The 23,942-nt window shown below is 26.0% G+C and carries 33 protein-coding genes and 1 pseudogene; 10 read left to right on the top strand and 24 right to left on the bottom strand.

Annotated features, from left to right (window positions below):
• Positions 1 to 128: 128 nt before the first annotated feature.
• Complete coding sequence (locus HPY57_14780) at positions 129 to 1,190, bottom strand: IS5 family transposase (protein ID NPV13028.1); 1,062 nt, start codon at positions 1,188 to 1,190, stop codon at positions 129 to 131.
• A gap of 69 nt (positions 1,191 to 1,259) precedes the next feature.
• Between HPY57_14780 and HPY57_14775 the strand changes: the two genes are divergently transcribed.
• Positions 1,260 to 1,793 (top strand): site-specific DNA-methyltransferase, encoded by a 534-nt coding sequence (locus tag HPY57_14775; protein ID NPV13027.1) that lies wholly within the window; start codon positions 1,260 to 1,262, stop codon positions 1,791 to 1,793.
• A 49-nt stretch (positions 1,794 to 1,842) separates the two neighbouring features.
• Here HPY57_14775 and HPY57_14770 read toward each other — a convergent pair whose 3' ends face one another.
• The 22 genes and pseudogenes from HPY57_14770 to HPY57_14665 form a co-directional block, all read right to left on the bottom strand.
• Positions 1,843 to 3,189 (bottom strand): hypothetical protein, encoded by a 1,347-nt coding sequence (locus HPY57_14770; protein NPV13026.1) that lies wholly within the window; start codon positions 3,187 to 3,189, stop codon positions 1,843 to 1,845.
• A gap of 109 nt (positions 3,190 to 3,298) precedes the next feature.
• Positions 3,299 to 3,736, bottom strand: a complete 438-nt coding sequence (locus HPY57_14765) for an NUDIX hydrolase (GenBank protein NPV13025.1) — start codon at positions 3,734 to 3,736, stop codon at positions 3,299 to 3,301.
• 172 nt (positions 3,737 to 3,908) lie between these two features.
• Entirely contained in the window at positions 3,909 to 4,553 is a 645-nt protein-coding gene (locus HPY57_14760) for a class I SAM-dependent methyltransferase (protein ID NPV13024.1), read from the bottom strand.
• Positions 4,554 to 4,863: 310 nt separating this feature from the next.
• A complete protein-coding gene (locus HPY57_14755) occupies positions 4,864 to 5,583 on the bottom strand; it encodes a hypothetical protein (protein NPV13023.1) in 720 nt (239 codons plus the stop codon).
• A 13-nt stretch (positions 5,584 to 5,596) separates the two neighbouring features.
• On the bottom strand, positions 5,597 to 6,031 hold the full coding sequence (locus HPY57_14750) for a hypothetical protein (GenBank protein NPV13022.1): 435 nt from the start codon (positions 6,029 to 6,031) through the stop codon (positions 5,597 to 5,599).
• Complete coding sequence (locus HPY57_14745; protein ID NPV13021.1) at positions 6,028 to 7,680, bottom strand: T9SS type A sorting domain-containing protein; 1,653 nt, start codon at positions 7,678 to 7,680, stop codon at positions 6,028 to 6,030. The genes HPY57_14750 and HPY57_14745 overlap by 4 nt, the downstream gene beginning before the upstream one ends.
• A 243-nt stretch (positions 7,681 to 7,923) precedes the next feature.
• Positions 7,924 to 8,403 (bottom strand): hypothetical protein, encoded by a 480-nt coding sequence (locus tag HPY57_14740; GenBank protein NPV13020.1) that lies wholly within the window; start codon positions 8,401 to 8,403, stop codon positions 7,924 to 7,926.
• Positions 8,404 to 8,435: 32 nt separating this feature from the next.
• Positions 8,436 to 9,323, bottom strand: a complete 888-nt coding sequence (locus HPY57_14735; GenBank protein ID NPV13019.1) for a hypothetical protein — start codon at positions 9,321 to 9,323, stop codon at positions 8,436 to 8,438.
• Positions 9,324 to 9,469: 146 nt separating this feature from the next.
• On the bottom strand, positions 9,470 to 9,961 hold the full coding sequence (locus HPY57_14730) for a hypothetical protein (protein NPV13018.1): 492 nt from the start codon (positions 9,959 to 9,961) through the stop codon (positions 9,470 to 9,472).
• A 38-nt stretch (positions 9,962 to 9,999) separates the two neighbouring features.
• On the bottom strand, positions 10,000 to 10,626 hold the full coding sequence (locus tag HPY57_14725; protein ID NPV13017.1) for a glycosyltransferase family 2 protein: 627 nt from the start codon (positions 10,624 to 10,626) through the stop codon (positions 10,000 to 10,002).
• A gap of 17 nt (positions 10,627 to 10,643) precedes the next feature.
• On the bottom strand, positions 10,644 to 11,852 hold the full coding sequence (gene thyA, locus HPY57_14720) for a thymidylate synthase (protein NPV13016.1): 1,209 nt from the start codon (positions 11,850 to 11,852) through the stop codon (positions 10,644 to 10,646).
• Positions 11,849 to 13,081, bottom strand: a complete 1,233-nt coding sequence (locus HPY57_14715; protein NPV13015.1) for a hypothetical protein — start codon at positions 13,079 to 13,081, stop codon at positions 11,849 to 11,851. Before HPY57_14715 ends, thyA begins: the two co-directional genes overlap by 4 nt.
• A gap of 350 nt (positions 13,082 to 13,431) precedes the next feature.
• Positions 13,432 to 13,662: a hypothetical protein gene (locus HPY57_14710; protein NPV13014.1), complete on the bottom strand. Its 231-nt coding sequence runs from the start codon at positions 13,660 to 13,662 to the stop codon at positions 13,432 to 13,434.
• Positions 13,663 to 13,668: 6 nt separating this feature from the next.
• Complete coding sequence (locus tag HPY57_14705; GenBank protein NPV13013.1) at positions 13,669 to 13,899, bottom strand: hypothetical protein; 231 nt, start codon at positions 13,897 to 13,899, stop codon at positions 13,669 to 13,671.
• A 346-nt stretch (positions 13,900 to 14,245) separates the two neighbouring features.
• A pseudogene (locus tag HPY57_14700) lies at positions 14,246 to 14,581 on the bottom strand (hypothetical protein).
• Between the two features lie 83 nt (positions 14,582 to 14,664).
• A complete protein-coding gene (locus HPY57_14695; GenBank protein ID NPV13012.1) occupies positions 14,665 to 14,955 on the bottom strand; it encodes a hypothetical protein in 291 nt (96 codons plus the stop codon).
• 14 nt (positions 14,956 to 14,969) lie between these two features.
• Positions 14,970 to 15,263, bottom strand: a complete 294-nt coding sequence (locus HPY57_14690; GenBank protein ID NPV13011.1) for a hypothetical protein — start codon at positions 15,261 to 15,263, stop codon at positions 14,970 to 14,972.
• A gap of 1 nt (position 15,264) precedes the next feature.
• Entirely contained in the window at positions 15,265 to 15,759 is a 495-nt protein-coding gene (locus HPY57_14685; protein ID NPV13010.1) for a hypothetical protein, read from the bottom strand.
• Between the two features lie 162 nt (positions 15,760 to 15,921).
• A complete protein-coding gene (locus tag HPY57_14680; GenBank protein NPV13009.1) occupies positions 15,922 to 16,095 on the bottom strand; it encodes a hypothetical protein in 174 nt (57 codons plus the stop codon).
• Positions 16,096 to 16,172: 77 nt separating this feature from the next.
• The gene (locus HPY57_14675; GenBank protein NPV13008.1) at positions 16,173 to 16,325 is read right to left on the bottom strand and encodes a hypothetical protein; all 153 of its coding nucleotides are present in this window, start codon (positions 16,323 to 16,325) and stop codon (positions 16,173 to 16,175) included.
• A 596-nt stretch (positions 16,326 to 16,921) separates the two neighbouring features.
• Complete coding sequence (locus HPY57_14670; GenBank protein ID NPV13007.1) at positions 16,922 to 17,146, bottom strand: hypothetical protein; 225 nt, start codon at positions 17,144 to 17,146, stop codon at positions 16,922 to 16,924.
• Between the two features lie 452 nt (positions 17,147 to 17,598).
• Complete coding sequence (locus HPY57_14665) at positions 17,599 to 18,237, bottom strand: hypothetical protein (protein ID NPV13006.1); 639 nt, start codon at positions 18,235 to 18,237, stop codon at positions 17,599 to 17,601.
• A 173-nt stretch (positions 18,238 to 18,410) separates the two neighbouring features.
• On the opposite strand from HPY57_14665, the gene HPY57_14660 reads away from it, so the two are divergent.
• The 9 genes from HPY57_14660 (at position 18,411) to HPY57_14620 (ending at position 22,891) form a co-directional block, all read left to right on the top strand.
• Positions 18,411 to 18,788, top strand: a complete 378-nt coding sequence (locus HPY57_14660; protein ID NPV13005.1) for a hypothetical protein — start codon at positions 18,411 to 18,413, stop codon at positions 18,786 to 18,788.
• A gap of 97 nt (positions 18,789 to 18,885) precedes the next feature.
• Positions 18,886 to 19,296 (top strand): gamma-glutamylcyclotransferase, encoded by a 411-nt coding sequence (locus HPY57_14655; GenBank protein NPV13004.1) that lies wholly within the window; start codon positions 18,886 to 18,888, stop codon positions 19,294 to 19,296.
• Positions 19,297 to 19,362: 66 nt separating this feature from the next.
• A complete protein-coding gene (locus HPY57_14650; protein NPV13003.1) occupies positions 19,363 to 19,653 on the top strand; it encodes a hypothetical protein in 291 nt (96 codons plus the stop codon).
• Entirely contained in the window at positions 19,626 to 20,594 is a 969-nt protein-coding gene (locus HPY57_14645; GenBank protein ID NPV13002.1) for a site-specific DNA-methyltransferase, read from the top strand. The genes HPY57_14650 and HPY57_14645 overlap by 28 nt, the downstream gene beginning before the upstream one ends.
• A 325-nt stretch (positions 20,595 to 20,919) precedes the next feature.
• Positions 20,920 to 21,219, top strand: a complete 300-nt coding sequence (locus HPY57_14640) for a hypothetical protein (protein NPV13001.1) — start codon at positions 20,920 to 20,922, stop codon at positions 21,217 to 21,219.
• On the top strand, positions 21,206 to 21,556 hold the full coding sequence (locus HPY57_14635) for a hypothetical protein (GenBank protein ID NPV13000.1): 351 nt from the start codon (positions 21,206 to 21,208) through the stop codon (positions 21,554 to 21,556). The genes HPY57_14640 and HPY57_14635 overlap by 14 nt, the downstream gene beginning before the upstream one ends.
• Positions 21,557 to 21,614: 58 nt before the next feature.
• Positions 21,615 to 22,166: a hypothetical protein gene (locus tag HPY57_14630; GenBank protein NPV12999.1), complete on the top strand. Its 552-nt coding sequence runs from the start codon at positions 21,615 to 21,617 to the stop codon at positions 22,164 to 22,166.
• A 6-nt stretch (positions 22,167 to 22,172) separates the two neighbouring features.
• On the top strand, positions 22,173 to 22,430 hold the full coding sequence (locus tag HPY57_14625) for a hypothetical protein (protein ID NPV12998.1): 258 nt from the start codon (positions 22,173 to 22,175) through the stop codon (positions 22,428 to 22,430).
• Positions 22,431 to 22,615: 185 nt separating this feature from the next.
• Positions 22,616 to 22,891, top strand: coding sequence for a hypothetical protein (locus HPY57_14620; GenBank protein NPV12997.1), 276 nt, complete (start codon positions 22,616 to 22,618; stop codon positions 22,889 to 22,891).
• A gap of 36 nt (positions 22,892 to 22,927) precedes the next feature.
• Here HPY57_14620 and HPY57_14615 read toward each other — a convergent pair whose 3' ends face one another.
• Complete coding sequence (locus tag HPY57_14615) at positions 22,928 to 23,899, bottom strand: hypothetical protein (GenBank protein NPV12996.1); 972 nt, start codon at positions 23,897 to 23,899, stop codon at positions 22,928 to 22,930.
• Positions 23,900 to 23,942 lie beyond the last annotated feature (43 nt).

Here is a 23,942-nt window from a genome sequence, read left to right as displayed (position 1 = left end):
AAGGTAATGATTCAAATTGCAGGACGATTTTATTCAAAAAAACATCTTTTTTAAAGCCAAGAACCTTATTTTTTATCTTTTAACCCTTATTTTAGGCTTTAGTTCGCACATGGGCACACTTCGCCCATCTAAATAAGTGATACGGCACGTTTCAAATTATACGCTATGGCCTGCAATACATGCTGAGCATGAACTTTAGCCAAGCCTTTATAACGAGCAACACCACCATTAAACCAACGTTTTATACTACCAAATGTCCGTTCTACTACATAACGATAATGACTTATTATTTTATTAAATGCTTGCTGCCAATGAGTTAAAGAACGATTGCGATATGATTTAAACATAATTCGATTTTTAATATTTCCCATTTTTAATAATTCATCGTTTTGAGGAATTTTATAGCCTTTGTCGCCTAATATTTCTTTTTTACGCGAAGAAGGTAAAAACGATAATAAAACGGATAATAGTTTACCGTCGTTTACATTTGCACTCGAAGTGCATACTGCATCTATCATACCATTTTCGTCTACTGCTATGCTTTGTTTGTAACCATACATAAGTTTATTACTTTTTTTTAACCAGCGAGCATCGGTATCTACACCCGGTTGAGTCTTTTCTATTAGTTTATAGCTGGTATCTTCTAGGTCGCTGTTTTCGTCGGTACGGTCGTCTTCGTTTCTATCTTCAGCTATTTCGTAAGTTGTTTTGCCTTTGGGGGCATATGGACTTATGGTTACGCTTGCATCTACAATGGTTTTTCCTTTTTTTACTTTTGCACCGTGATGTTCTAATTGTTTATTGATTTTTCGAAGTAAACGATCGTAGGCTTTTTTACGAACTAATTCACTACGAAAACGGCTGATGGTACTATGATCGGGAATGGGTTGATTTATTTCTAAATCTAAAAAAATTCGTGCACTTACACTGTCTTTTACAAAATCTTCGCATTCTACATCGCTCATATCATACCACATCTCTATTAATAGCATTTTAAATAACACGATCGACGGATAACTGGGACGACCATCTACACTTTGACCTTTTTTGTAAACTTTATCTAACTCACGTTCTAACCAACGCCAGTCTATAATGGAATTCACTTTTTTGAAAAATTCGCTACGACGAGTCTTTATTTCACCCATATAAGATTCGAAGAATGTCATATTTCCTGATTTTTCTAATTTCATAACGCTAAAATAACCATTATTTCTGGAATTTTAAATAAAAACATCAATAAGTTATTAACAATCACATATTTGCATGTTAATAGCCTTGCAAAGGACTCAATATATTGTTGGAAAGAAAAACCTATTTTTAATAAAGATGATGTCAGAATTCCATATACAGAAACTTTTTTGAAAAATTCCGCTGGTAAAACAAGAAAAAAAAGTAATACAGCAAGGTATGGTAAGAAAAATACAACATACACAGCACATAAAAATGGAGCATTGCCAAGAGATGTTTTTACTGATATATCAACATTAGCTGGTGGCGCTGGAAAAGAAAGGTATTTTATGTATAATGGAGAAGTTTATCCAGGAAAAGAAATAAAAAAATTTGATTTGAATAAATGCTTAAAACATCCAACACAAAAGCCATCAAAACTAACAGAAAGATTATTATTATCTTCAAGGAGTAAAAATTGTAAAGTTGTTATACCATTTGCTGGTTCTGGATCAGAAGGTGTTATTTGTAAAAGATTAGGAATAGATTTCATTGGTTTTGATATAAATGAAGACTATATAAAACTATCAAATGGTGCTATTTCTAGATACAAAGATATTTTTTAAAAAAAAACTTTATGTTTTTAAAAATTTTCGTTATTTTCTTTAGAGTATTTTAAATATAATATTTTAATTCATCCTCATCCATATTTTCAACAATATCTCTAGCTAAACCATTCCAATCTATATAATTTGATAATATATTCAATTCTTTTCTATTTAAATTATCTATATTACCATACATATATCTGATATAGTCTTCAACATCTTTAAAATTATCAACATATTCATCAACAAGATATTGTATAACTTCATCTTCTAATCCAATATCTTCTATAACATAGACCATTTCTTTATTATCATAAGTATTTTCTATGAATGATATAATATCTTCTATATCAGTATGAATTACATCATAATATTCATATTCATTTTTTTCATTTGCTTTTTTCATTTTAGGAATAAAGTAATCAAATAAATGTTTTTTATTTTTTTCTGACCATTCATCAAAATCATTTCTCAAAATTTTAATAACTATATCATTTAAATTTGATTCGTATTTCCAATCATCATAATATCTATCATATTCACTTTCTTTTATATCTTCAAAAAATTTTTTATCATCAACATAATAAAAAAGTTCATATGATCCCCAGTTACTAATAATATCATAAATATCCATATTACTAATTTCATATATTGCATTATTTCTTGCTCTTTCCCAATCTATTGATGGAATATCACGTTCTAATTTTTCTAAATTATCCATTAAAACGATATAAGGTTCTTCAGTAGGTTCCCATATGTTCTCTATTAAAGATTTTAAAGAATTTGCGGTAAAAATATTTTCATCTTTATAATTCCAAGCATTTAATTTTTTTCCATCGAATTCAATTGCCCAATCTTTTTCTGGATTAAATTTGTTGATGATATACAATAATCCACCATCTGGGCCTAAATGTTCTTTGAAATGGTCTTCATTGTAAGCCGTACACCAATTATTATCTCTTTCTTTTCTATTACCATATTGTTCACTTGCATCAAAAGTATATGGTTTATAGATAAAATATTCATAAGAATTTTCTAAAATCCATAAATCACTATTGTCAAACCCACTTGTATCATCATAATCAACGATATCATTTAAAACAAACCTCAAATGTTCTAAATCTTTTATATCTGTTATTTTTTCAACACTTTTTATATTTTCTCTATTGTTTACATATTTTTTAAGCATTTTAACTAATAGTTCGTGATATTTTGTGCCTTTTGTTTCAATATTTTTTATTATATCTTTTGGTGTATTTATATAGATTTTCAGAATAGTTTCGAGTATATCCTTATAATTAGTAAAATAATCGAAAATTTCAGGATTTAAACCTAATTTATCAACATATTTATTTCTAAGATCATCAATTCTTTTTGATTCTAATAAAATTAAATATTTAAAATAAGAATACATATTTTTTTTATTTTTTTTTTATTTATTAAAATGAAATAACTAATGTATATATTAAAAAAAAAATAAAAAATAAATCAATTGTTTAAAAATGGAATTGGGTAAGTTATTTTTAAATAATATTTTTATTATGATTCAAAAAATTTAAAAGTGGTTTAAATCTCCAAAATATCTTCATATTAGCTTGTTCTATATCAAGAAACCCAGCCCAATCAACTTCTTCTATTTGAAGTTGTTCTTTAGGTATAACATCTTCAATTCCATCCAAATGAGCCACAAAAAAGAAAACCCTTTTAAATACTTTACCTGATTTATCTGTATATTCGATTACATGTTCTGTTTTATCAATAAATTCTATTGGAACCAATATACCAACTTCTTCTCTTGTCTCTCTTATAGCCGCTTCAATCTTTGTTTCGTTATTTTCAATATGTCCTTTTGGAATAGAATATGTACCAGTCCAACTTGCGTTTGTAGGATGACAAAGCAAAATTTTATTGTTTTTTACAATTAAAAGACCTGCTGAGTTTTTTATGTTACTTGTTGTCATATAAAGTATTAAATAAAATATTATTTAATGTTATTTCTTAAATTAATTCTATAATAATACAAAATAAATTTATAATTATCATATATTTCACTATCTTTATATACAATTTTTTTAAATTTTACTACAATTTTAGAATATATTTGATTAAGTTATTTTGTTTATAATATTATTTTTAAAACCAAAAATTATCGAAATTATTTTCGGAAACCTTTTTCTTACACTCATCTGGATGAATCCATTTTATTGTAGGTTCGCCAGTATAACCTTGTTCCCAAATAAACCAAGCAAAACACATAGTTGAACCCCACTTTTTACCTGTTGTTGGATTTACAGGTGATCCATCTCTCCATGGATCTTGTCTTGCACTAAAAACATGAACTGTTTTTAATGGTGTGTTTTTGAAAAAATCATACCTTCCAATTCCTTCTAAAAATTGAATTTTCAAAAACATAGCTACTTTTTTATTAGTAATTTGTAATGATTTTTCAATAAATTCTTGTGCTAATGAATATGGTGGATTCGTAACAATATAATCATATCTTTTATCATAATCGGTTTTTAGAAAATCAACATTACCTTTACCATAACCTCTATCAATCAAATCAGTTGATTCAACTATTGCATCTGGAAACATTTCTGATATGACTTTTGAGATATGACCTTGACCACAACAAGGTTCTAAAAATGTTGTTGGTTCAAAATCTTCCACATTGAAAAGAGCCCAAGTAGAATTAGGATCAGTTGCATAAAAATCATTGTCTACCCTTTCATAGTTTACAGAACCTCCTGCTAAACTTGTTCCTTTTAACTTTGACATATTCTTTCTAATTTAAGGATATTACATATATACACAATCGTTATATTATTAATTTTATAAAAAGTTTAATTCATGTCACTAAAAAAGTTTTTCAGCATTATTCATTTTGATTGTTTTTGTTGTAATTAACAATACATTCAAAATAAGTAATATAGTTTTGTTTAATAAATGTTTTTATATTTACATACTTATAACAAAGTGTATAAGTCACACTACTCATACACATAGCCGTTATAAATAATAAAACAAAAAATATTAGATTATATCCTCTGAAAAATATATCGGTACATTAAAAATGAAAACCCAATTTTTAACAATAATAACTACCATCTGTTTTTCTATAAGAAGTTTCAAATCTACCGCCTTTATTTCCAATATCATGCATCAACAAACCTGTATATCCAAAATAAAATATGTGTTTTTTGTTATTATCTTCGTATATAAAATACCACTTTTCATTATTATCTTTCATCCACTTAAAATATTTACCGTCTGGACTGTCACCAATACCATATGAATTGTGCATATAGTGAAAATTGCGTTCATCTATTACAACTACAACATCCGTTATCCTACCTGTTCTTAATTCCATATAGTTAATATTAAAACGAGGATTTCGGATTGCGCTATACATGAATCTATTACAGAAAGTATTTTTTCCATTTCTAAAATCCGTAGGTAATCCACCTCTTTCTAATGGATCTACTGCATCACCATATGTCCATAACCAATATAAAAATTTTCCATTAGCTTTGAGTTTTTGTTTAGCAAGTTCTGTTTCACAATCAGCCATAAGTTTTTCAATTTCTTGCCAAGAAGTTCCTTTATAAATCTTTTTTGTAATTGGTTTTCTGAATAAATACCACACTGGATATATGAATGGTGCAGATATTCCGCTCCAAATCATAATAAATAAATTTTTTATAATTCGTTTAAAGCATTTAGCTTTTTCTTTTTTTGGAACTTTACTTGTTATATCTTTATAGTCTTTATTAATGTTCTTAATAAATGATATTATCTCTTTAAACATATATTTCATATTTTTATTTAGGAAATCTAAATTTTTTGGACTTTTCTATCCTCATTACACCAGGAATTCTAAAATCTTTATTTCTGTAACCTACATCTTCACAATTATTAGTAATATATACCTTTGCACTAAAAGGAATTTTCATACCTTCAGGTAGAGGTAATATATTACCATATACTTTCATCTCATAAAGTTTTGGATCGTTTTCATCACTTGTCATATAAAGTGAAAAATGAGAAAATCCCCACTTCTTCAATTTCCACATACAATTCCATTTTTTTGCAAGTTTTTTGTCTTTAGTGAAATAAATGATAACATCAGCTTTGGAAGAATCATTAACTTGAAGAAGTACTAAATCAGCATCTGCTGGATGCGACATTTTTATAACTGTTTGTGAATATGCGCTCACTGATATTATGAACGCAATAACAAAAAATAGTGTTTTCATCTGACGATTAGTTTAATTTTATAGTTTTTATTTATAGTTATGACATATACACCAAGGTCAAGACCGTATATCTTATCTTTCTCGATATAAGGATATATTCTCACACCCATTATGTTCTCAATGCTAATTTTTTCATATTCACCTATGATGTACACAGGTTCACCAAAATTTGCAGGATTTGGATAAATTTTAAATTTATTTTCATCTTTACATTCTGAATAAAGTAATCCTATAATTTCGGTAGTTCCATCATAATCAGTTTGTTTTAGTCTATAATAACGAGACTTATTAGATTTGTAAATATATGTATATTTTTTATAATCATTACTATTACCAGCACCTTTTATCTTTGTTATTTTATTAAAATTTTTACCATCTTCACTTTCTTCAAGTGTGAAATAATCATTGTTATTTTCAGATATTGTCACCCATTCAAATTCGGTTAATTCTGAAACACATTTACTTTTGAATGAATACAACTCAATTGGCAAAGACGATATACAACCCACACAGTTACAAGTAAAAAGCCATGCTTCATTATTAGCAGTCCATTGAGTTGGAAAATTATGACCTGCAGGTACTTTAGCAATGGTACCATTGTAATTATGTAATCCTAATATACCTACACCAGGATAACTATATGTCCAAGTAGTACATACTTCTTTGTTATGAAGATGTATTTCAATATTATTTGTTGTTTCAAACAATTTTAACTGTCCTGAGAATAGCTTGGTTTCGCAATCAAAATAAGGAACATTATCAAATGTTAGTACAAATCTCCTATTTGGTGCTGTGCCAAGAATTTGATATTTAATAGTTCCTCCTAAATGAGGTCCAATATCTTGCCATGGAAATAAAATAGCGTTTCTTGGAGCATCTGTTGTGTTAGGAATTGCTGCTTCAATAGAATATTCTGAAAAAGCACCAGGTGTAGCGTTTGGCGTAGGTAAATTACTTGCACAAGCAATTGGGTCAAAAATAATATATCCATTAGAACTTACTAATAATTGTGTAAATTGATAACCATCAAAACAGAAAGGAAAACCAATAGGTATATAACTTGAGCTAAACCTATCATCTATTGGCAAAGCAATATCGGTACCATTATTTAAGTCAGGTGCATATGCAATAGAAGATATTGTATAATTTAATCCACATGTTGGCGAAGTTGAACTGGAAACATTTATATTAAAAGGAGTACAATTTGGTGATGGATCTGTATCAATCATTATATAATATGTTTTACCAGCTGTTAATGAAACCCCACATAATGTCGGATTTCCTGTTGAACTTGTTGATTGAGCAATACAAACCGCAGCAACATCTGTTGGACAATTTTCAGTTACAAATACACCAGTATATGATAATGTCCCGGTTAATGTTATATCAATAGTTTGATTCGTAGAAGGAGTATATGAATATAAATAATCTTCGCCATCTTGATATGAACTAACGCATATGCTTGATTGCTTTTCACAAATAGTTATAACACACATATCTCTCTTACATTTTAGAGTATATTCTTTTATTTCATTAAAGATTTCTTGATCGTCACTTTGACCAATACCAATTATTATATTGTTATTATTTTGAGAATATGAAAATCCAACAATTAAGACAAAAATTATTGTTAATAAGTATTTTTTCATTATCTTAAAATTAAATATATTCCTTTTATTAAACCATATATCTTATTATCAATTATTATATTGATTTCAAAATTTAGTGTCATATTTTAATTTATTTTATTATAAAACGGTTGCTATATTTTATATATTAAATATGATACCATGTATTTATATGTAAAAAAAATTATCAATGTTTAATAAAAAAAGCCCTTTTCGGGCTTTCTTAATTTATAACTTTTTTAATACATTGTGTTATATAATATTTCATGATATTTTCATAGTACCTATTACTTCAAATTTTTTGTTTATAATATTTTCAATCATAGATTTAGAACCACAAGTATAGAATTCTATTGTTTCAGAATTTTCTGTGATTTTACCATCAATCAATCTTTTGGCTCTGACCATATAAGATTCTGGTAATGTTGAATGTATCAGCTTCAATTTTTCTTTATGCTCTACTTCAACAATAACCCAAGATGCATCTTTTCTTGTTTCATCAATTATAGAAACGTCTGTTTCAGACATATATGGCACTTCAAAAAGAAAACCTTTAGAAACAATTTGTTCATATTTTTTTTCTTTAACGATGCACTGTTCTATTGTAAGACCTACTTCAATTATTTCACTGTCTTTTTTCTTTTTACCTATAATGAATTCTTCTTCACCAAAAATTATTTGTCCAACTTCAGGTTTTTTTGTGAATTTAGGTGTAAAGCAGTTTATTTTACTATTTTTTTTCATATATTTAAGTATTATGCAATTTTTGTTACAGTTTATTCTTCTAAAATCTTTTCCAATTTCTTTTCTCTGGCGCACATTAAATCAAGTTTGTGTTTGTTTTCATTAAGAAGTTTGAGTACATACCATTTTTTGTCTTTATATTCTTTAACCTCGCTTATTTTATATTCAAAAATATTATAGTCATATTTCATAATTTCAACTTTATAAAAACAATATACTGGTGTGGTTTTTAAAATCTCTAAACTTTTTATCTTTTGAGATTCATCTCTCCCTCTACGTTTTGATACTTTTTTCTTACCATAGAAATGAGTTATTTCACTATCAAAAACATATTTGAGACCAATCTCAAGTTTTTTAGCGTCATTTATTGCTTTAAGTTCTGTCTGTGCATTATTAATAAGTTTTTCACATTCGTAAATATCAATACTTTTTATAAAATTATTGTACTTTTCGATTATTTTTATCCTTTTAGATTTCCATTCTTTTTCAAAAATACTAAGTCTATCAAAAATTAAAGAAATATATTTGATTTTTTCAATCTCCCAGGAAAGTATTTGAGGTGATTCGTGAACGCATTTAACTTCAAATGTACACCAATCTTCATCAATTTCAAAATGACAAATTTCTGGTTTGACTGGAAATAATCTTTCACCTTCTTTGGTGTCAAGTCTTGCTCTGATATAGTTATTTCTTATACCAAACAAGTCTGATTCAGGATTTATAAAGACAGGTATACTGTGAAATATCTTATCAAGATAAAATATATCTAATCTACATTTTTCTTTTTCGAGTCTATTCTTTAATAATTGTCTTCTTGTCTGATTTTTAATCAGAATATTAGTTTGCTCGTTTATTATTTTATGAAGTTCATCGATTCTTTCTTTTGATAAGTCTATTTTTTCTGATTTTCTTTTTGCCATATATAATTTCTCCAAATACAAAGTTACAAAAAATTTCAAATAAAAAAAATCTCATTCAAGAGAATGAGATTTTTTTAAAGAATCATTGGATGTTAGCCATAAAAATTATTACAGTTGATTGGTTGTAAGCCATATAAGTATTACAGTTATTGATTCTTTAACATTTGTAGTCTTGCTTTATCAAATTGTTCGAAAATTGCTAAACATAAATTATGTGTTTGAATAGCAAGTTGTTCTTTATAAATTTCTTTTTTAATTACGTATTTATATTCTATTAAACCTTTTTTAATATCTTCTACAAATAATTTTCCAATTTCAGCGGCACTTTTGTTATTATTATAAATTTTCAATATTCTTTTAGTTCTTGAGAACTCTTCAATCATTATTTTAGGAACTTCTACTTTTCTTGCAATTTTCATTAAATAGGATGACATATAACCACATTTTTGTTTTGCGTCAAGTTTCAAAAAATATTTTAACTTTTTGTCTTTTAAAGGAAAAGCTGATAATATTTTTATATAATCATCATATATATCTTGTCTGATAGAAATACGACCAACTAATTCTTTATTATGTTTATAACATTCAAAGAAATGCATCATGTCTGAATCTAATTTTAATGTTTTAAGTTCTTTCATTTGTTTTTATTATATTTTATATTATTTAATTATTTATTTTAAAAATCACCATCTCTATAATGACAAACTATATATTGAGGATTTTTTTGTAGTTTCTTGAATTTAGTACCTAATGAAGCCAATTTCAATACATATAAGAAATCATGACCATAACCTGTAAACCATTCAATATCTTTTAATTTTTCACACTTTTTAGGATTTTTATGAGCAATTGAACTTGTACCAATACTCGCCCATCTTGGGTCAACCCATCTTGTATAAAACTTCGTAAATTCTTTGTTAAGAACCATAAAATCATTGTAATATACCCAATCAACATCATCTGTAAATTGATCTACAATAGTTTGTAAATGTTCTTTACCAAAGACATCATCATTATCAAGATAACATATAATATCACCTGTGGCAATCTTTAAACCTATTGATCTTATACCACCAGAATACATTGGTTGTTTTTGTGAATGAAAATATATAATTTCTTTATTATCTTTAAAATGAGTTTCATATATTTCTTTTGTCTTAAGACAACCATCACTTACTATAATTAATTCCTTTTCGCCTTTATATGATTGATTTATAAATGATTTAATAGCACGTATTAATTTTTTATCCATATTTTGTCTATTTGGATTAAACCAACTTGCCATAATAACACTAATTTTCATTCATTTTATATTATTTTTTAGACTGCTACATCAACTTTAATATTTGGATGTGGGTCATAATTTTTTATATCAAAATCTTCATATCTAAAACCATATATGTTTTGTATATCAGGGTTTATCCATAATGTTGGGAGAGGTTTTATTTCTCTATTTAATAATTCTTCTGTTGGTTTAATAGCGTTTGCATAAATGTGAACATCACCACCAGTCCATATAAATTCATTAGGTATCATATTGACTATTTGTGCAACCATATGTAAAAGAAGCGAATACGAAGCTATGTTGTAAGGAACACCAAGGTATAAATCAGCAGACCTTTGATAAAGTTGTAAATCCAATTTTCTTTCAGGAACATTGAAATGATCGAGTATTTTGATTTGTTTTCTTGGGTCTCTCTTTATTTCATTCCAATCAGATATATTATTTTGTGTCATAAATGCTTTAACATCTTCTTCTTTGTAGTGTTTTTCACAATATTCAATTCTTTCTTCCATTGTAATTATATCAGAATAAAATTGATACAAAACATGGCAAGGAGGAAGTAACATATCATCTATTTCAGCAACATTCCAAGCATTAACAATCAATCTTCTTGAATCTGGTGTTTCTATTAACATATTTATAAGATTATCAATTTGATTGATACCTTTCATATATATCTTTTCCCAACCCAACTTATCAACAATGATTTGTTCACCTTTTGTTTCTTTCATTATCTTTGTTTTTTCAACCATTTCATAATAACCACCCCAATCTTTCCATTGTTTTCCATAGACTGGGCCTAATTCACCCCATTTTAAAGCAAAATCATCATCCTTAATAATATTATTTTCAAAATCTTTTTGACTTAAAAGTTTGAATTTCTTAACTGTTTTAGAATCTTTAAGGTCATTTTCTTGAAATTTTTTAAGTTTAGTATCTTTATAATTTTTATAACACCAATCTGTCCAAAATGTTACACCATTATCCAACAAATATTTTATATTTGTATTACCAAATTTTTTATATTTATCATCATACGAACCTAAAAACCATAAAAGTTCGTGAATTAACGATTTAATATGTATTTTCCTTAATGTTGTCAAAGGAAAACCATCAGCCATGTTTAAACGCATTTGATATCCAAATATAGATTTTGTACCATAACCAGTTCTGTCGGTTCTATATCTTTCTTTAGATAATATTTTTTCGTATAGTTCTTTTAATTGTAAGTCTAAATTGTTCATAATTTTACTTCTTCTCTATTTTGTGTAGCAATAAATTTATATAAATCTGCTCTTTTTTTGTTTACTACTTGCATTTCAAATTTTTGTAAAAAATATTCGTGGTTTGCTTCACCATGTTCTTTGATAGCATTTGGATTATCAACATACCATTTCATTTTTTCATACCAATTTGATTTATTTTCATCAATTAACCAACCTTTTTGAATACCTGTTTTTGTACCTTCAACATCATCCAACGTATAAGGCCCGTAATTACTCATAATTACAGGCATTTTATGACATCCTGCTTCAATAAGTTTCAATTGTGATTTCATTTTATTAAATAAAATATTACTTTTCAACGGTGCCAAACTTATATCAGCTTCATTATACATTGAACCATAAAGTAATATTGGTTTTGTATGTCTTCTTTGATAAAAATTATCTATGAATTCTTCTCTATAACCATAAGTATCATCATTATCAAAATTATCTGATTTTCTTAAAAAATCTGAATATTTAAGATCTTGAATATATTTACCATCACCAGTAAAAATATTCTCAAATATACCCCATTGACTACGATTGTGATCATCTTTTTTGATTGTACCATCTTTCATTTTAATACGCAAATCATAACCACACATTATTATTTGTGATTTTTTAATAAATGTTTTTTCAAATTTTTTAAATTCATCTTTTAATAACATTAAATCAACTTTATGTGAAATACCACCACCCCAAATAAATCTAATTCTATCTGATTTTGTTTTATTTGAAATCCATTGTTGTTCATTAATATTCAATGCGTTTTCTAAAACTACAACATTTGGGTTTAATTCTCTGATTCTATCTGCAAAAATACTTGTTGTTGTAGTAACAACATCAGCTCTTTTAATTAGATTTTCTACTTTTTCACCTGATTTATTTTCTTTCCAGTTTTTAAAATTAATATGACTTGGATCAAGAATCCAATAATCATCAATATCATATATAATTTTTATATTAAATTCTTTACAAATTTTATAAAACAATTCTTCTTTTTGTGGATCTGCAAATGGAATTACTTTATTGTAAAAAATTATTGAATAATGTCTCAAAAAATTTGGATCTAACAAAGGTAAAGTCATATCAGTTAATAACCTTATATCCACTTTAATATCAGGTTCTTTCATACATAGGTGAGGATTTAAAGTACGATAATAACCAACACCATCAGTATCACTGGATAATACTAAAATTCTAATCATTCAAAAATTGATTATTTTTTTCAAAATATTTTATAGTAAAATTATAAATAAGTTTGTTTTTATATATTTTAAAGTATTGAATTAAACAAAAAAAAATCCAGTCATTTGACTTGGATTTTATAAATCATTTTTTTAATATAAAATTTAATATCTTAAATTTATTCTTTTGTATTTGAATATCCAATAATACTAACGGAAAAAATACAATTGAATATATCCACACTAGAATTGATCTTACGAACCATGCTGGTTTTAATAAATTTTGTGCGAATGGTTTTAAGTCTGACAAATCTTCTTGTATATAATTCAAATATACAAAAAGTATATATTTTGCTAATTTCTGTTTCATATTATTTGTGTATTAAAATATATTGAACATCATTATAATTTTTCTTCTTAATTGAAACAATGATATTATCTTGGAACAAGTCTTTTACTTCTTGTGTAATACCATATAATTCACCGTGATATACACAAGATTGAAATATTTGTGTTTCTTTTTGATGATCTTTTATCCACAGTTTGTAATCTTTTTCATTTTCAAAGCATTCAATTTTATAACCTTCTATTAAAATATTCATACTTATTTAATTATTTTTTAAAATTCTTATTATCTTTTTATATCTTAAATCTCTCAATAAGTCGGGATTTTCTTTAATTTTTATATTTAAAAATTCTTTTAGTTCTCTATCATTAAGATAATGAAATTCAATTTCACCACTTTCATTTATTGAATAATATTTTGGTATTCCATTCATTTTGTCCCACATTGGGTCTGACCAAAACACATCACTAAATTCATACTGTTCTCGATTCATCTTTAAATTTTTTTGTCTTATTTTTTAATGATGCAACTGCTCCATCTGTAACAAATTTTTTATTTATATTATTTTTTCTAAAAAGTTGAATAAATCTTCATCATCTCCTTTGAAACCAATATAAGAAAAACTCTAATTTTGCCTATTTGTTTTTTGAAATCATCAAATTAAATATCAACAACCAATTCATTAAACTTTAATAGATAATTAACTAAAGATACAAGTTCTTTATAGTTATCTATTATTTTTATACCATTAAATAAAATAGAAACATCCATAATTAAGATTCTTCCACATGTTTCTTATAATTTAAAATATAATTCTTAATATTCATCGAACCAGCAACATTCATAGAATGAATGAAGAATTCTGGAAACTTTACATTGTATTGTTGACAATAATCACACAACCATTTAGCACAATCATAACCAGTTTTTTCTTGAAACTTGGAGTAATCTATATCTGTTTGTTTTATTTTTGGATCAGTTGGTATACTTTCATAATGTTCCATACCCAAATCATGGTCAAAAGCAACTATTTTTGGTACACCTTTGTTAGTAACAATATTTACAAACTGATAATAATTTCTTGCAATCAACCACTGTTCTGATTTAAATGGTTCATAAAAGGTGTAATGATATGCGCTAATAAAATTGTGAAATTCTTTCTCAGAATCTTTCAAATCACTTTTTTCAACATATGGAAATCTTATATCATCTAAAAACAAATTGTAACTCATATCAGTTATATATTTAAATTTTAAGATTATTTAATTATACGATTTAGTTTTTTAATTCTTCTAAGTTTCAATAACATATCAGGGTCATTATATCTAAGAGTTGATAGTTCAAGACCATCACACTCAAAGTAATTTTCTAATTTAGAAATAAATTCGCTGAAATTTGAACTAAGTTCGCCATTCTTTTCAATAAGTACAGGTTGTCTTTCTAATTTTTCAAAAACACCTCTAATATGAAATTCATTTCGGTCATTCGTCATTTTTTGATATTCTGTATTAGAATACACAACCCAATCATTAAATAAATCATTTTTCATAAAATCATAATATTTTACAAAAGGACATAAGGCAATTCTTTAAAATTTCTTATAAAATGATTATATTTATCAAGTTGATCTATATCAAAAAAAGGATACTTGACGTTATTATATTCAGATATTATAATTACATCATTGAATTTTCTTTGTTTAAATCTAAATACTAATTCGTCAATATATACTTTTTTTAATTTTGTTGTAGAATTGTAACTACCCCAAGATGTATGTTCATACTCATATTTTAATATGAGTTGATTATCTCTTGGTCGTTCTTCAACCTCTTCTCTCTTCTTAAACCACGAAAACATATTATTCACTTTTCCCCATTTCGTCACATTCTGCAAACTTCATAATATCATCAAAAAATTTCAATGATTCAAACGCCTTTCTTTTAGAAGGTTTTGACATTGTTTTGTTTTTGTAAAGATGTGCCTTCATGTGATTTTTACAAATTTCAGTTACTTTTTCCTTGTTAGTTGTAACATCAGAAAAAAGATCGAAATATTTATTAATAAATGATTCGCACTTGAGTTCGTGTCCAATATTAGAAATTTTAACTCTGCCATTTCTTTCCGAAACTCTTTTGGTTTCAGGTTTTCCAAGGTCATGGAAAATAGCAGAGACAAGTAAATCAACATCACCATCAAAGTTCTTAACAGCGTGTTCAAAAACTAATCTGATGTGAACATCGACATTTCCTTCTGGGTGAAAAATAGGATCTTGCTCACAAGATGCACAAGCATTGCGAACATCAACTGGAAGTCTGTTCCATAATTCATCAAATGTAAATCTCTTCTTTGTCATTTCTTTTTATTTTTTTTATTTGGATAATGAAAATAACTTACATTCTCCATCAAAATTAGAAAAATCTCCATAACTTTGTAACAACTGGCTATAACAGCGACTTGCCAAAAGCGTGGGTGACGTGATAGCCGAAAGTTTACAGTTCTTTTTATACATTCGTTTTTATTTGTTCTTGATAAAGTTCTCATAAAATCTATTAATACTACTTTTTAACCGCTTATCGGCGTCTTTCCACATTTGATTAAATGTTCTTTCTTTGACAACTATTTTTACCACAGTAGTAACATCGGCTAAAACTTCATCGCCTACATTCGTTGTTTTTTCGTATTTTTTCATATTCGTAATTTTTATTATTTATAACAACAAATATACAACATTTTTATCAAACAAAAAAAAAATTAATTTGAAACTTTCTAAGAACGTGCCTTCAACTTAGCTTCTCGGTTAAATGTCTTTTCAGATATTTCAACAAATCCAGTTAAGTCAGGTGTGTCGATTGATTTCTTGTTCCAGTCATAGAAATAGTCAGGACACTTAAATGAAATATCTGAAAAGTGTTGCCTCATCAATATTTCACCAGTATTCGAGTTTTTGTAAAATGTGTATGTAGTTGTCATAATCAAATTAAACTGTGCCAAGCATCGTACAATACGCTTTAAGTGGTTAGTAATAATTTATATTGAAAGTTTATCATCAATATCATACCAAGTATCTTTACTTTCATTTAAAAAATGTTTCAAATCTCACACTACATATACACCCGACCGTTAGCAAACATTAAAACGTCACTTTGCTTTCATTTTTTGTGATGACATTTCTCTTTCAACGTACATTTGTCAACATTAAAACGATTGTTTATCATCAGCCGTTATATTGTTATCCACCCATTGATTTTGTTTAATCTTTTCTTGAAGTTCCTTCATTTCATTTAAAGTTTCTTCTAAGTATTTAAAGTCGAATTTGTAATAATCAACAAAATCAATTTGATGTTTTACATCCTCACAAAGTAATTCGTATCTTTTAAATGTTTCTTACATAATTTTTTACATGTTTATAACAACAAATATAAAACATTGCTGTTGTGGTTTCTATTTATATTATATTTTTTTAAATTTGTTTCATTTATTTACATTTGTGTGGCAACGTTTTATATTTGCAAACGTTATAAGTCATTTATATTGATTGTTTCTAATAATTTTAAATAACCATATTCATCTTGTGTATAAATATTTAGTTTATCACCTGTTTTACCCACCAATAAATTATTAGAAACAACATTGTGTTTTTCTGATAATGTATCAATAAAACGACTTATAACATCAGATATATTTAAGTTTTTATCTGTGTTTTGTTCGAATGTTTTCAAATGTTTAAGTTTCTTTTCCATATATTTTTATTTATTTTTATTCACGCTTTTTATTCCAAAATGGAATATTTAATTTTTCAACCGCATCATAAAAAAATTTTTGACCTTCTTTATGATATCTATTCACAATATTTTTGTTTAGTTCAACAAATTTTTGTAACGTCAAATCTGGTCGTTGTAATAAAACATTAATTATAAATTTCCTTGCTTCTTCAACAGACCCCACGGTGCTGGTGACGTTACAAAACCTGGTCTAAAATCTTCATTCACACAAAAATTTTTGAATGTGTCTATATGTTTTCTCATTTCGTTTTCCATATTTTATTTTATATATAAATATTCCAAAATTAAAATTTCATTACAAAATACTATGTATAATAAAATGTAAAAAATATTAAAATGATTTTTACACTTAACCGTTATGTGTAATAATTTTTTACCCACCAACAATTTATGTATTAAAAAATGAAAACCTAAATGTCGTTAATGATTTTAATATCATTTTCTTCTTTTACTATATATTGGTTATTTACTACAAAACCATCTTTAAGATTTAAAGCGATAACACCATCATCAGATAATTTAATTAATTTAACTAATTCCAAATCTGTATCTATGATTTCTCCATTAAAATCTTTAATAATTGGATTTCTTAAATTCAAGAAGCATTTATATAACTTTCCACCAGCATATCTTTTAGAATATGCAATAGCATCATTTCTATCATCAGTAAAAAAGAAGCCAAGTTTTGCTGATTTTGCATTGGTTGATGTACCTCTATATTTTTTATCAAATTTATCAAAATTATCAGACCCACCATGATAAACAATCATCGGTTCTCCGTTTTCATCTAAAACTTTACTTGAATTTTGTCTATCATTTTCCCAATCACCAAACCATTTTTTAAATTCATCAGTTCTTACATAGTAATATAAATTTTTAGGTAAATTGCTTTTATTACCATTTGGTGCTAATAAAATGTCTTGATATTCATTCAAATACTCTCTAAATGTTGTTACCATAAATTTTCTCAATTTCATTGTTCTTTTCTTTTTATATATAATATTCAAATTTGAAATTCCAACCCAAAATTCTTTTTGTTTCGACATCATCGCTTAATAATTCGGTACGAGAAAAGTTTGCATCGTAAGTTTTTATTAAGTTCAGTAGTATATATTAAATATTGTTATATAATTATGAAAAGATTTAAATTTCATATAAACTTAAAATATTAATCAAACTATAAAATCCAAAATAAAATAAATTATAAATGGATTTTATGCAAATGGTTGATAGTATTTTCCAAAACAAGAAGAACTATCACACAGCTACAGATGAAGATAAAATAAATACTTTTTTTATTGTTAATAAGAAATTTAGTTTAGGTAAACTAGAAATTTCTCAATTCTTTAACCATAAGTGCATAGATAAAGCAAGTGCTATGGACTTATGGTTTTTACTTTATAGGAATGTCAATAAAACACCTGGTTGGTATTGGACAAAGAATCCTAACAAGAAAGAAGATAAGATAAAAAGTATTTCAAAAACAGACAAAGAAATGTTAATGGAGTATTATAAGTTAAGTGAAAAAGATTTTGAATTTCTTTGTGAGCATTATAGAGATGATGTTGATTATAAAATAAAGATATTGAATAGAATATGAGTCGTTTTATAGATAGTCTTTTGTACATTAGGTTTTTAAAAAATGTTGATTTAACATTTTACACAAACAAAAATAACCATAAAAATAATTAAATGATATGTGGTATTTTGCATATGGATCAAATATGTCTTTAACAAGAATGGCTCAAAGAGGTGTTGTAATAAATCAATACAAACCTGCAAAATTAAAGAATTTTGAACTGAAGTTTAACAAAATATCTAAAACTCAAGGAGCTGTTGCTAATATTGTACCTAACGAAGGTTCAATAGTTGAAGGCGTATTGTATGAAATTGAAGATATTGCAGTAATGGATAAATTTGAGTCATTTCCAAAACATTATAAAAGAACGCTTGTTGAAATAGATGGTATAAGTGCTTGGGTTTATATTGCACAACCAGAATATATTGTTGAAGGACTTAAACCAAATCAAGAATATTTAAATTATCTACTTGAAGCAAAAGACTTCTTATCAGAAGAATACTATCAAAAATTAAAGTCAATTTTATGAAAACTCATGTGATAAGCGAAAAACTAAATTATAAATTAAGAGAAAAGAAATTAGAAAGGATATTAAATGAAAAGTCTTGATAAAGTTGTATGTTTATATGATAATGATGGTGCTGGTCCAAGACTTAAAAAAGGAAAAGTATATATCATAAAAGAAATTGAGCAACCTCAACCTAAGGATGAACGTTGGTCAAATGTTTCAGAAGAATGGTATTTAGAATATATGAGCAAAGGTCATTTAGTATTAGAAGGAATAGATGAAAGTTGGTCTTTTCCAGTTAGACAATTCATCACATTAACAGAATTTAGGAAAAAGAAATTAGAAAGAATATGTTGTACTATCAAACAAATGATATAAAACTATACTTACAAGACAATTTAGAATTATTACAATCATTACCAGATGAAAGTTTTGATTTAATTTATTGTGACATTCTTTATAATACAGGAAACAAGTTTCCAGATTATGATGATATTCTAGGAGAACCTATGGATGCTGTAAAATGGTATAATCCAAGAATTAAAGAAATGTATCGAGTTCTGAAACCAACTGGTTCAATTTATATTCATTGTGATTGGCATTTGAATTCATATATGAGAGTTTTATTAGATAAGATATTTGGTTGGAAACAATATAAGAATGAAATTATTAGACAATGTACAAACGCAAAAAATAATTCAAATAATTGGGGTAAAATATACGATAATATTTTGTATTACACAAAAACAGAAAAATATACATTTAATGCACCAACAGAACCCAAATTAGAAGCTGATTTAGTAAATCAATATAATAAGATTGATAAGAATGGTGATTATTATACAACTATACCTTTACATGCAAAAGGTGAAACAAAATTAGGTGAAACAGGACAACCTTGGAATTCAAAATCTCACGGTATTGTAAACCTACCTAAAGGTAGACATTGGGCAATTTCTCATTCAGAATTGGAAAAATTGGATGAATTGGGACAAATAGAATGGTCTAAAAATGGTAATCCGAGAAAGATACTTTATGCAAAAGATTATCAAGATAAACCAATACAGAATATTTGGAATTTAAAATCATTGGGTGTCTCACCAAATAAAGTGCAACAATATTCCACACAAAAACCAGTTGAATTATTAGATAGAATAATCAAAACATCATCAAACGAAGGTGATTTGGTTGGTGATTTCTTTTTAGGTGGTGGAACAACTGCGGTTGTTTGCAAAATGAATGGAAGAAGATTTATAGGTTGTGATATTCAAACAAAAGCGTTAGAATTAACTAAAAATAAAGTAGAAAAAATAAATTAGATACTATGATAAAAAAATTGATATTAAAGAATTTAGAGAAAGTGGTTATTTACAAGAACTAAATAGAACTTTCCTTCATCCGTTAGGATTAGCATTAGAAGTAGAAATAGACGATAAAGGAAACGAAAATTAGGTGGTATCTGGGATTATAGAGATGATGAAGAAGGTCTATACTATGATATTAAAAATTCTAATACAGAAAGAAAAGAAAAATTCAAAGCAAAAAGAGATTTTGTTGCTTTAGAATTTAAAAAGAGGTCTGAGAAAAGAATTAATAAATTAGGTTTTGATATAGAACCAATAGAATAATGAATAATATGAAATTATGACTGGTATAACAAAAATATTCGAAACTATATATTTTAATAAGATTAAATTTTTTGATAAAGAATATCTTCAAAAGGAAACAGAACAACATTATGCAATAGTTCACAATATTTGTGTTGATTTATGGTTGCAAAATAAAATAGAAATTAAAAATTATTATATTGATTCTGAATACATATATCTATCTATTTCAAATAAAAATTCAACTGGAAGTATTAAAATAGATTATGATAATAAGAAATATTATAGAAAATATAGAAAAAATAAATTAAAAAGAATATTAAATGAAACTATCTAAAAAATCAGAATGGTTTATATTCGATTCACCAATAGGCGAACCAGAATATCATTGGAAATGGGATAAATATACTATTGAAAGAGTTGTTAAAGAAAATGGAGAAACAATTTGGTTTGGTATTAATGTTAATTGGAAAAAGGAAAAAGATGGTAAATGGACTGTATTATCAATAAACGAAAATGCAAAACCATTAGAGAAATATCTACCAGATATAGTTTATGGCGAAGATAGAATATATTGGAAACCTTGTGAACCACCAATATATGAACAATTATATCAAAAATATTATTGTAAAGAAAACAAATTAAATAGAATTTTAGATGAAACCGAAATTTAAAATTGGTGATTATGTACAATGGTACAACATAAAAGAATATTAAAAAATAATTAAAAATATGATTCAAGTAATTTTAATCAATGGACACCCAAAAAGTGGAAAAGATAAGTTTGTATGGTATTGTAAAAAATACTGTAAAACAATGGGTATTAAGGTTTACAATTTTTCAACTGTAGATAAAGTAAAGAAGGTTGCTAAAAAATTAGGTTGGGATGGTTCAAAAACCGATGAAGCGAGAAAATTTTTAGCTGACATGAAAAGAATATGGACGAGTTATAACGACGGACCATTTAAAAGTACAATCAAAAGAATTGAAAAGAAAATAAATGAAAGAAGTATTTTTTTTATTCATTGTAGAGAACCAGAAGAAATTAAAAAATTTGTAGACTATTATGGCGATATTATAACTACTCTTTATTTAGATAAACCTGGACATGTTCCTGACAATCCTGCTGATAAGAATGTTAAAAACTATAAATATCAACATTGGCTTGATAGTAATGTATCAGACGATGAATTACAAGTTTGTGCAGAAAATTGGATAGATTCGCTGGTTGAACAAGGATTAATTAATAAATACATTGAATGCGATTGTGAAGAAAAAAATTAATTTTTAATGACTACACAGGAATATATTGAATTGTATGATAAGTACATGGACACAGTAAAGAGAGATGGTAAAGAAAAATTTGTTAAATGGCTAAAAACAGAAACAGACTTTTTTACAGCACCTGCGTCAGGAAAATATCATTGCAATTATGAACACGGTTTAGTGGAACATTCATTTAATGTTTTGAATTATGCTAGAAACTTATATATCTTTTCAAAAAAAAAATTATCCAGATTTTCCAGATATACCAGGAGAAAGTATTAATTTCAATTAAACTGGATAAGACAGGAAGAAAATAACAATTGGATATTTAGATGGAAAACAAATGCAGGTGAGCGTTTAGATATTATTCAATTAAAAGATAAATATGTAGCAACAATCTCTTATGAACCTTTACAATTTGAAGGTACAAAAGAAGAAATTGAAGAAAAATTTAAAGTTAAAATTTAATGAAAAATAAAGAAAACATTGATGTAGAATATCTTGATATGATGTTATATAACTTTGAATACGCTATTAAAAACAATGAAAATAAAGTGTATTTAGGTTATAGATATATTGATGATTTTTTTATTAATGAATATTGGGTTGAGCAAAGATATTGGATTAAAACTTTAGACATGCTAATTGATGTTGCATCCGAATTAGAAGAATATGAATTTGCATATATGTTTAAAGAAATTAAAGAATCTTTGTTAAATAACACCAGTTGTTATTTTGAATGATATTTATCAGTAATATCTTTTAGTTTTTTTATTTCATCAGATTTGATTGGAGTTGGTGTTAGTTGTAGAAATATCATATATTTTAATCATTCTCGGTAACCATTCATCTGTTAATCTAAGATTAATATAAACATAATTATTTTCAGGGTGTTTATATATTCTATTAATTGATGATGAATTTATTTGGTATAATTTTTTCTTTTTTGGGTCCCATAAGAATAAAAATTTCCAGATCAATTTACCATCTTTAAAAACATTATAATTCTTCATATCTAAATTTGTATCATCAATAACAATTTTATATTCCTTTTTATCTTTACCCCAAAACATTGATATATTTGTATTTGATACAGGATATTTTACTTGCGCTGGAATTTTCTCACCTTTATTATTTATTAACCAAATATCAATACCATTCTTATCATCCATATCACTGGCTTTAATAGCATCTGCGTATATCTTATTTTTCTTAATAAAATCAATAGTATCATTTTCAGATTTATTTGCTTTATTTGTTAATCTTCTAACAAAATTCATCCAATCTAAAATATTTGTTTCATTAAAAATTTCATCTTTTTTATATAAAATTAAGCCAAGATGAATATAATTTTCAGAATATATTGTTAAATTTTCTCCTGATATTGGTCTAAACCATTTTTTCATAATCGAAATATTAGTTGGTATCTGAGTGAATATTCTTAGATTTTCATCAAATATATTTTCTTTAAGTTGTTTTTTTATTAATAATAAATCTTTTGAATTACCGTTATATTTAAATAACCAAGAAAATAATAATAATCTAACAAGTGTTGTATAATTTAACTCTGTCCATTTTCTTTTACTTATGTTTGTTAAAGATTCAGGAAAATTTTTATATTTTACAGCAATAACTAGCATTTTACCAGTTTTTTCATCTATTTTAATAAATGGTTGTTCTAATAACCATTTTTTAGCATTTTCGTTTCTAATATTATCATTTTCTTTTATATAATTATCATACTTTTTCATACTTTTTTATTATTTTATAATGTATACTTAAATCAATAGGTTT

Source organism: Ignavibacteria bacterium (assembly GCA_013177855.1).
Classification (GTDB): domain Bacteria; phylum Bacteroidota; class Ignavibacteria; order Ch128b; family Ch128b; genus Ch128b.
The sequence above is the reverse complement of the archived record's forward strand: the minus strand, read 5'-3'. Positions and strand labels throughout refer to the sequence as shown.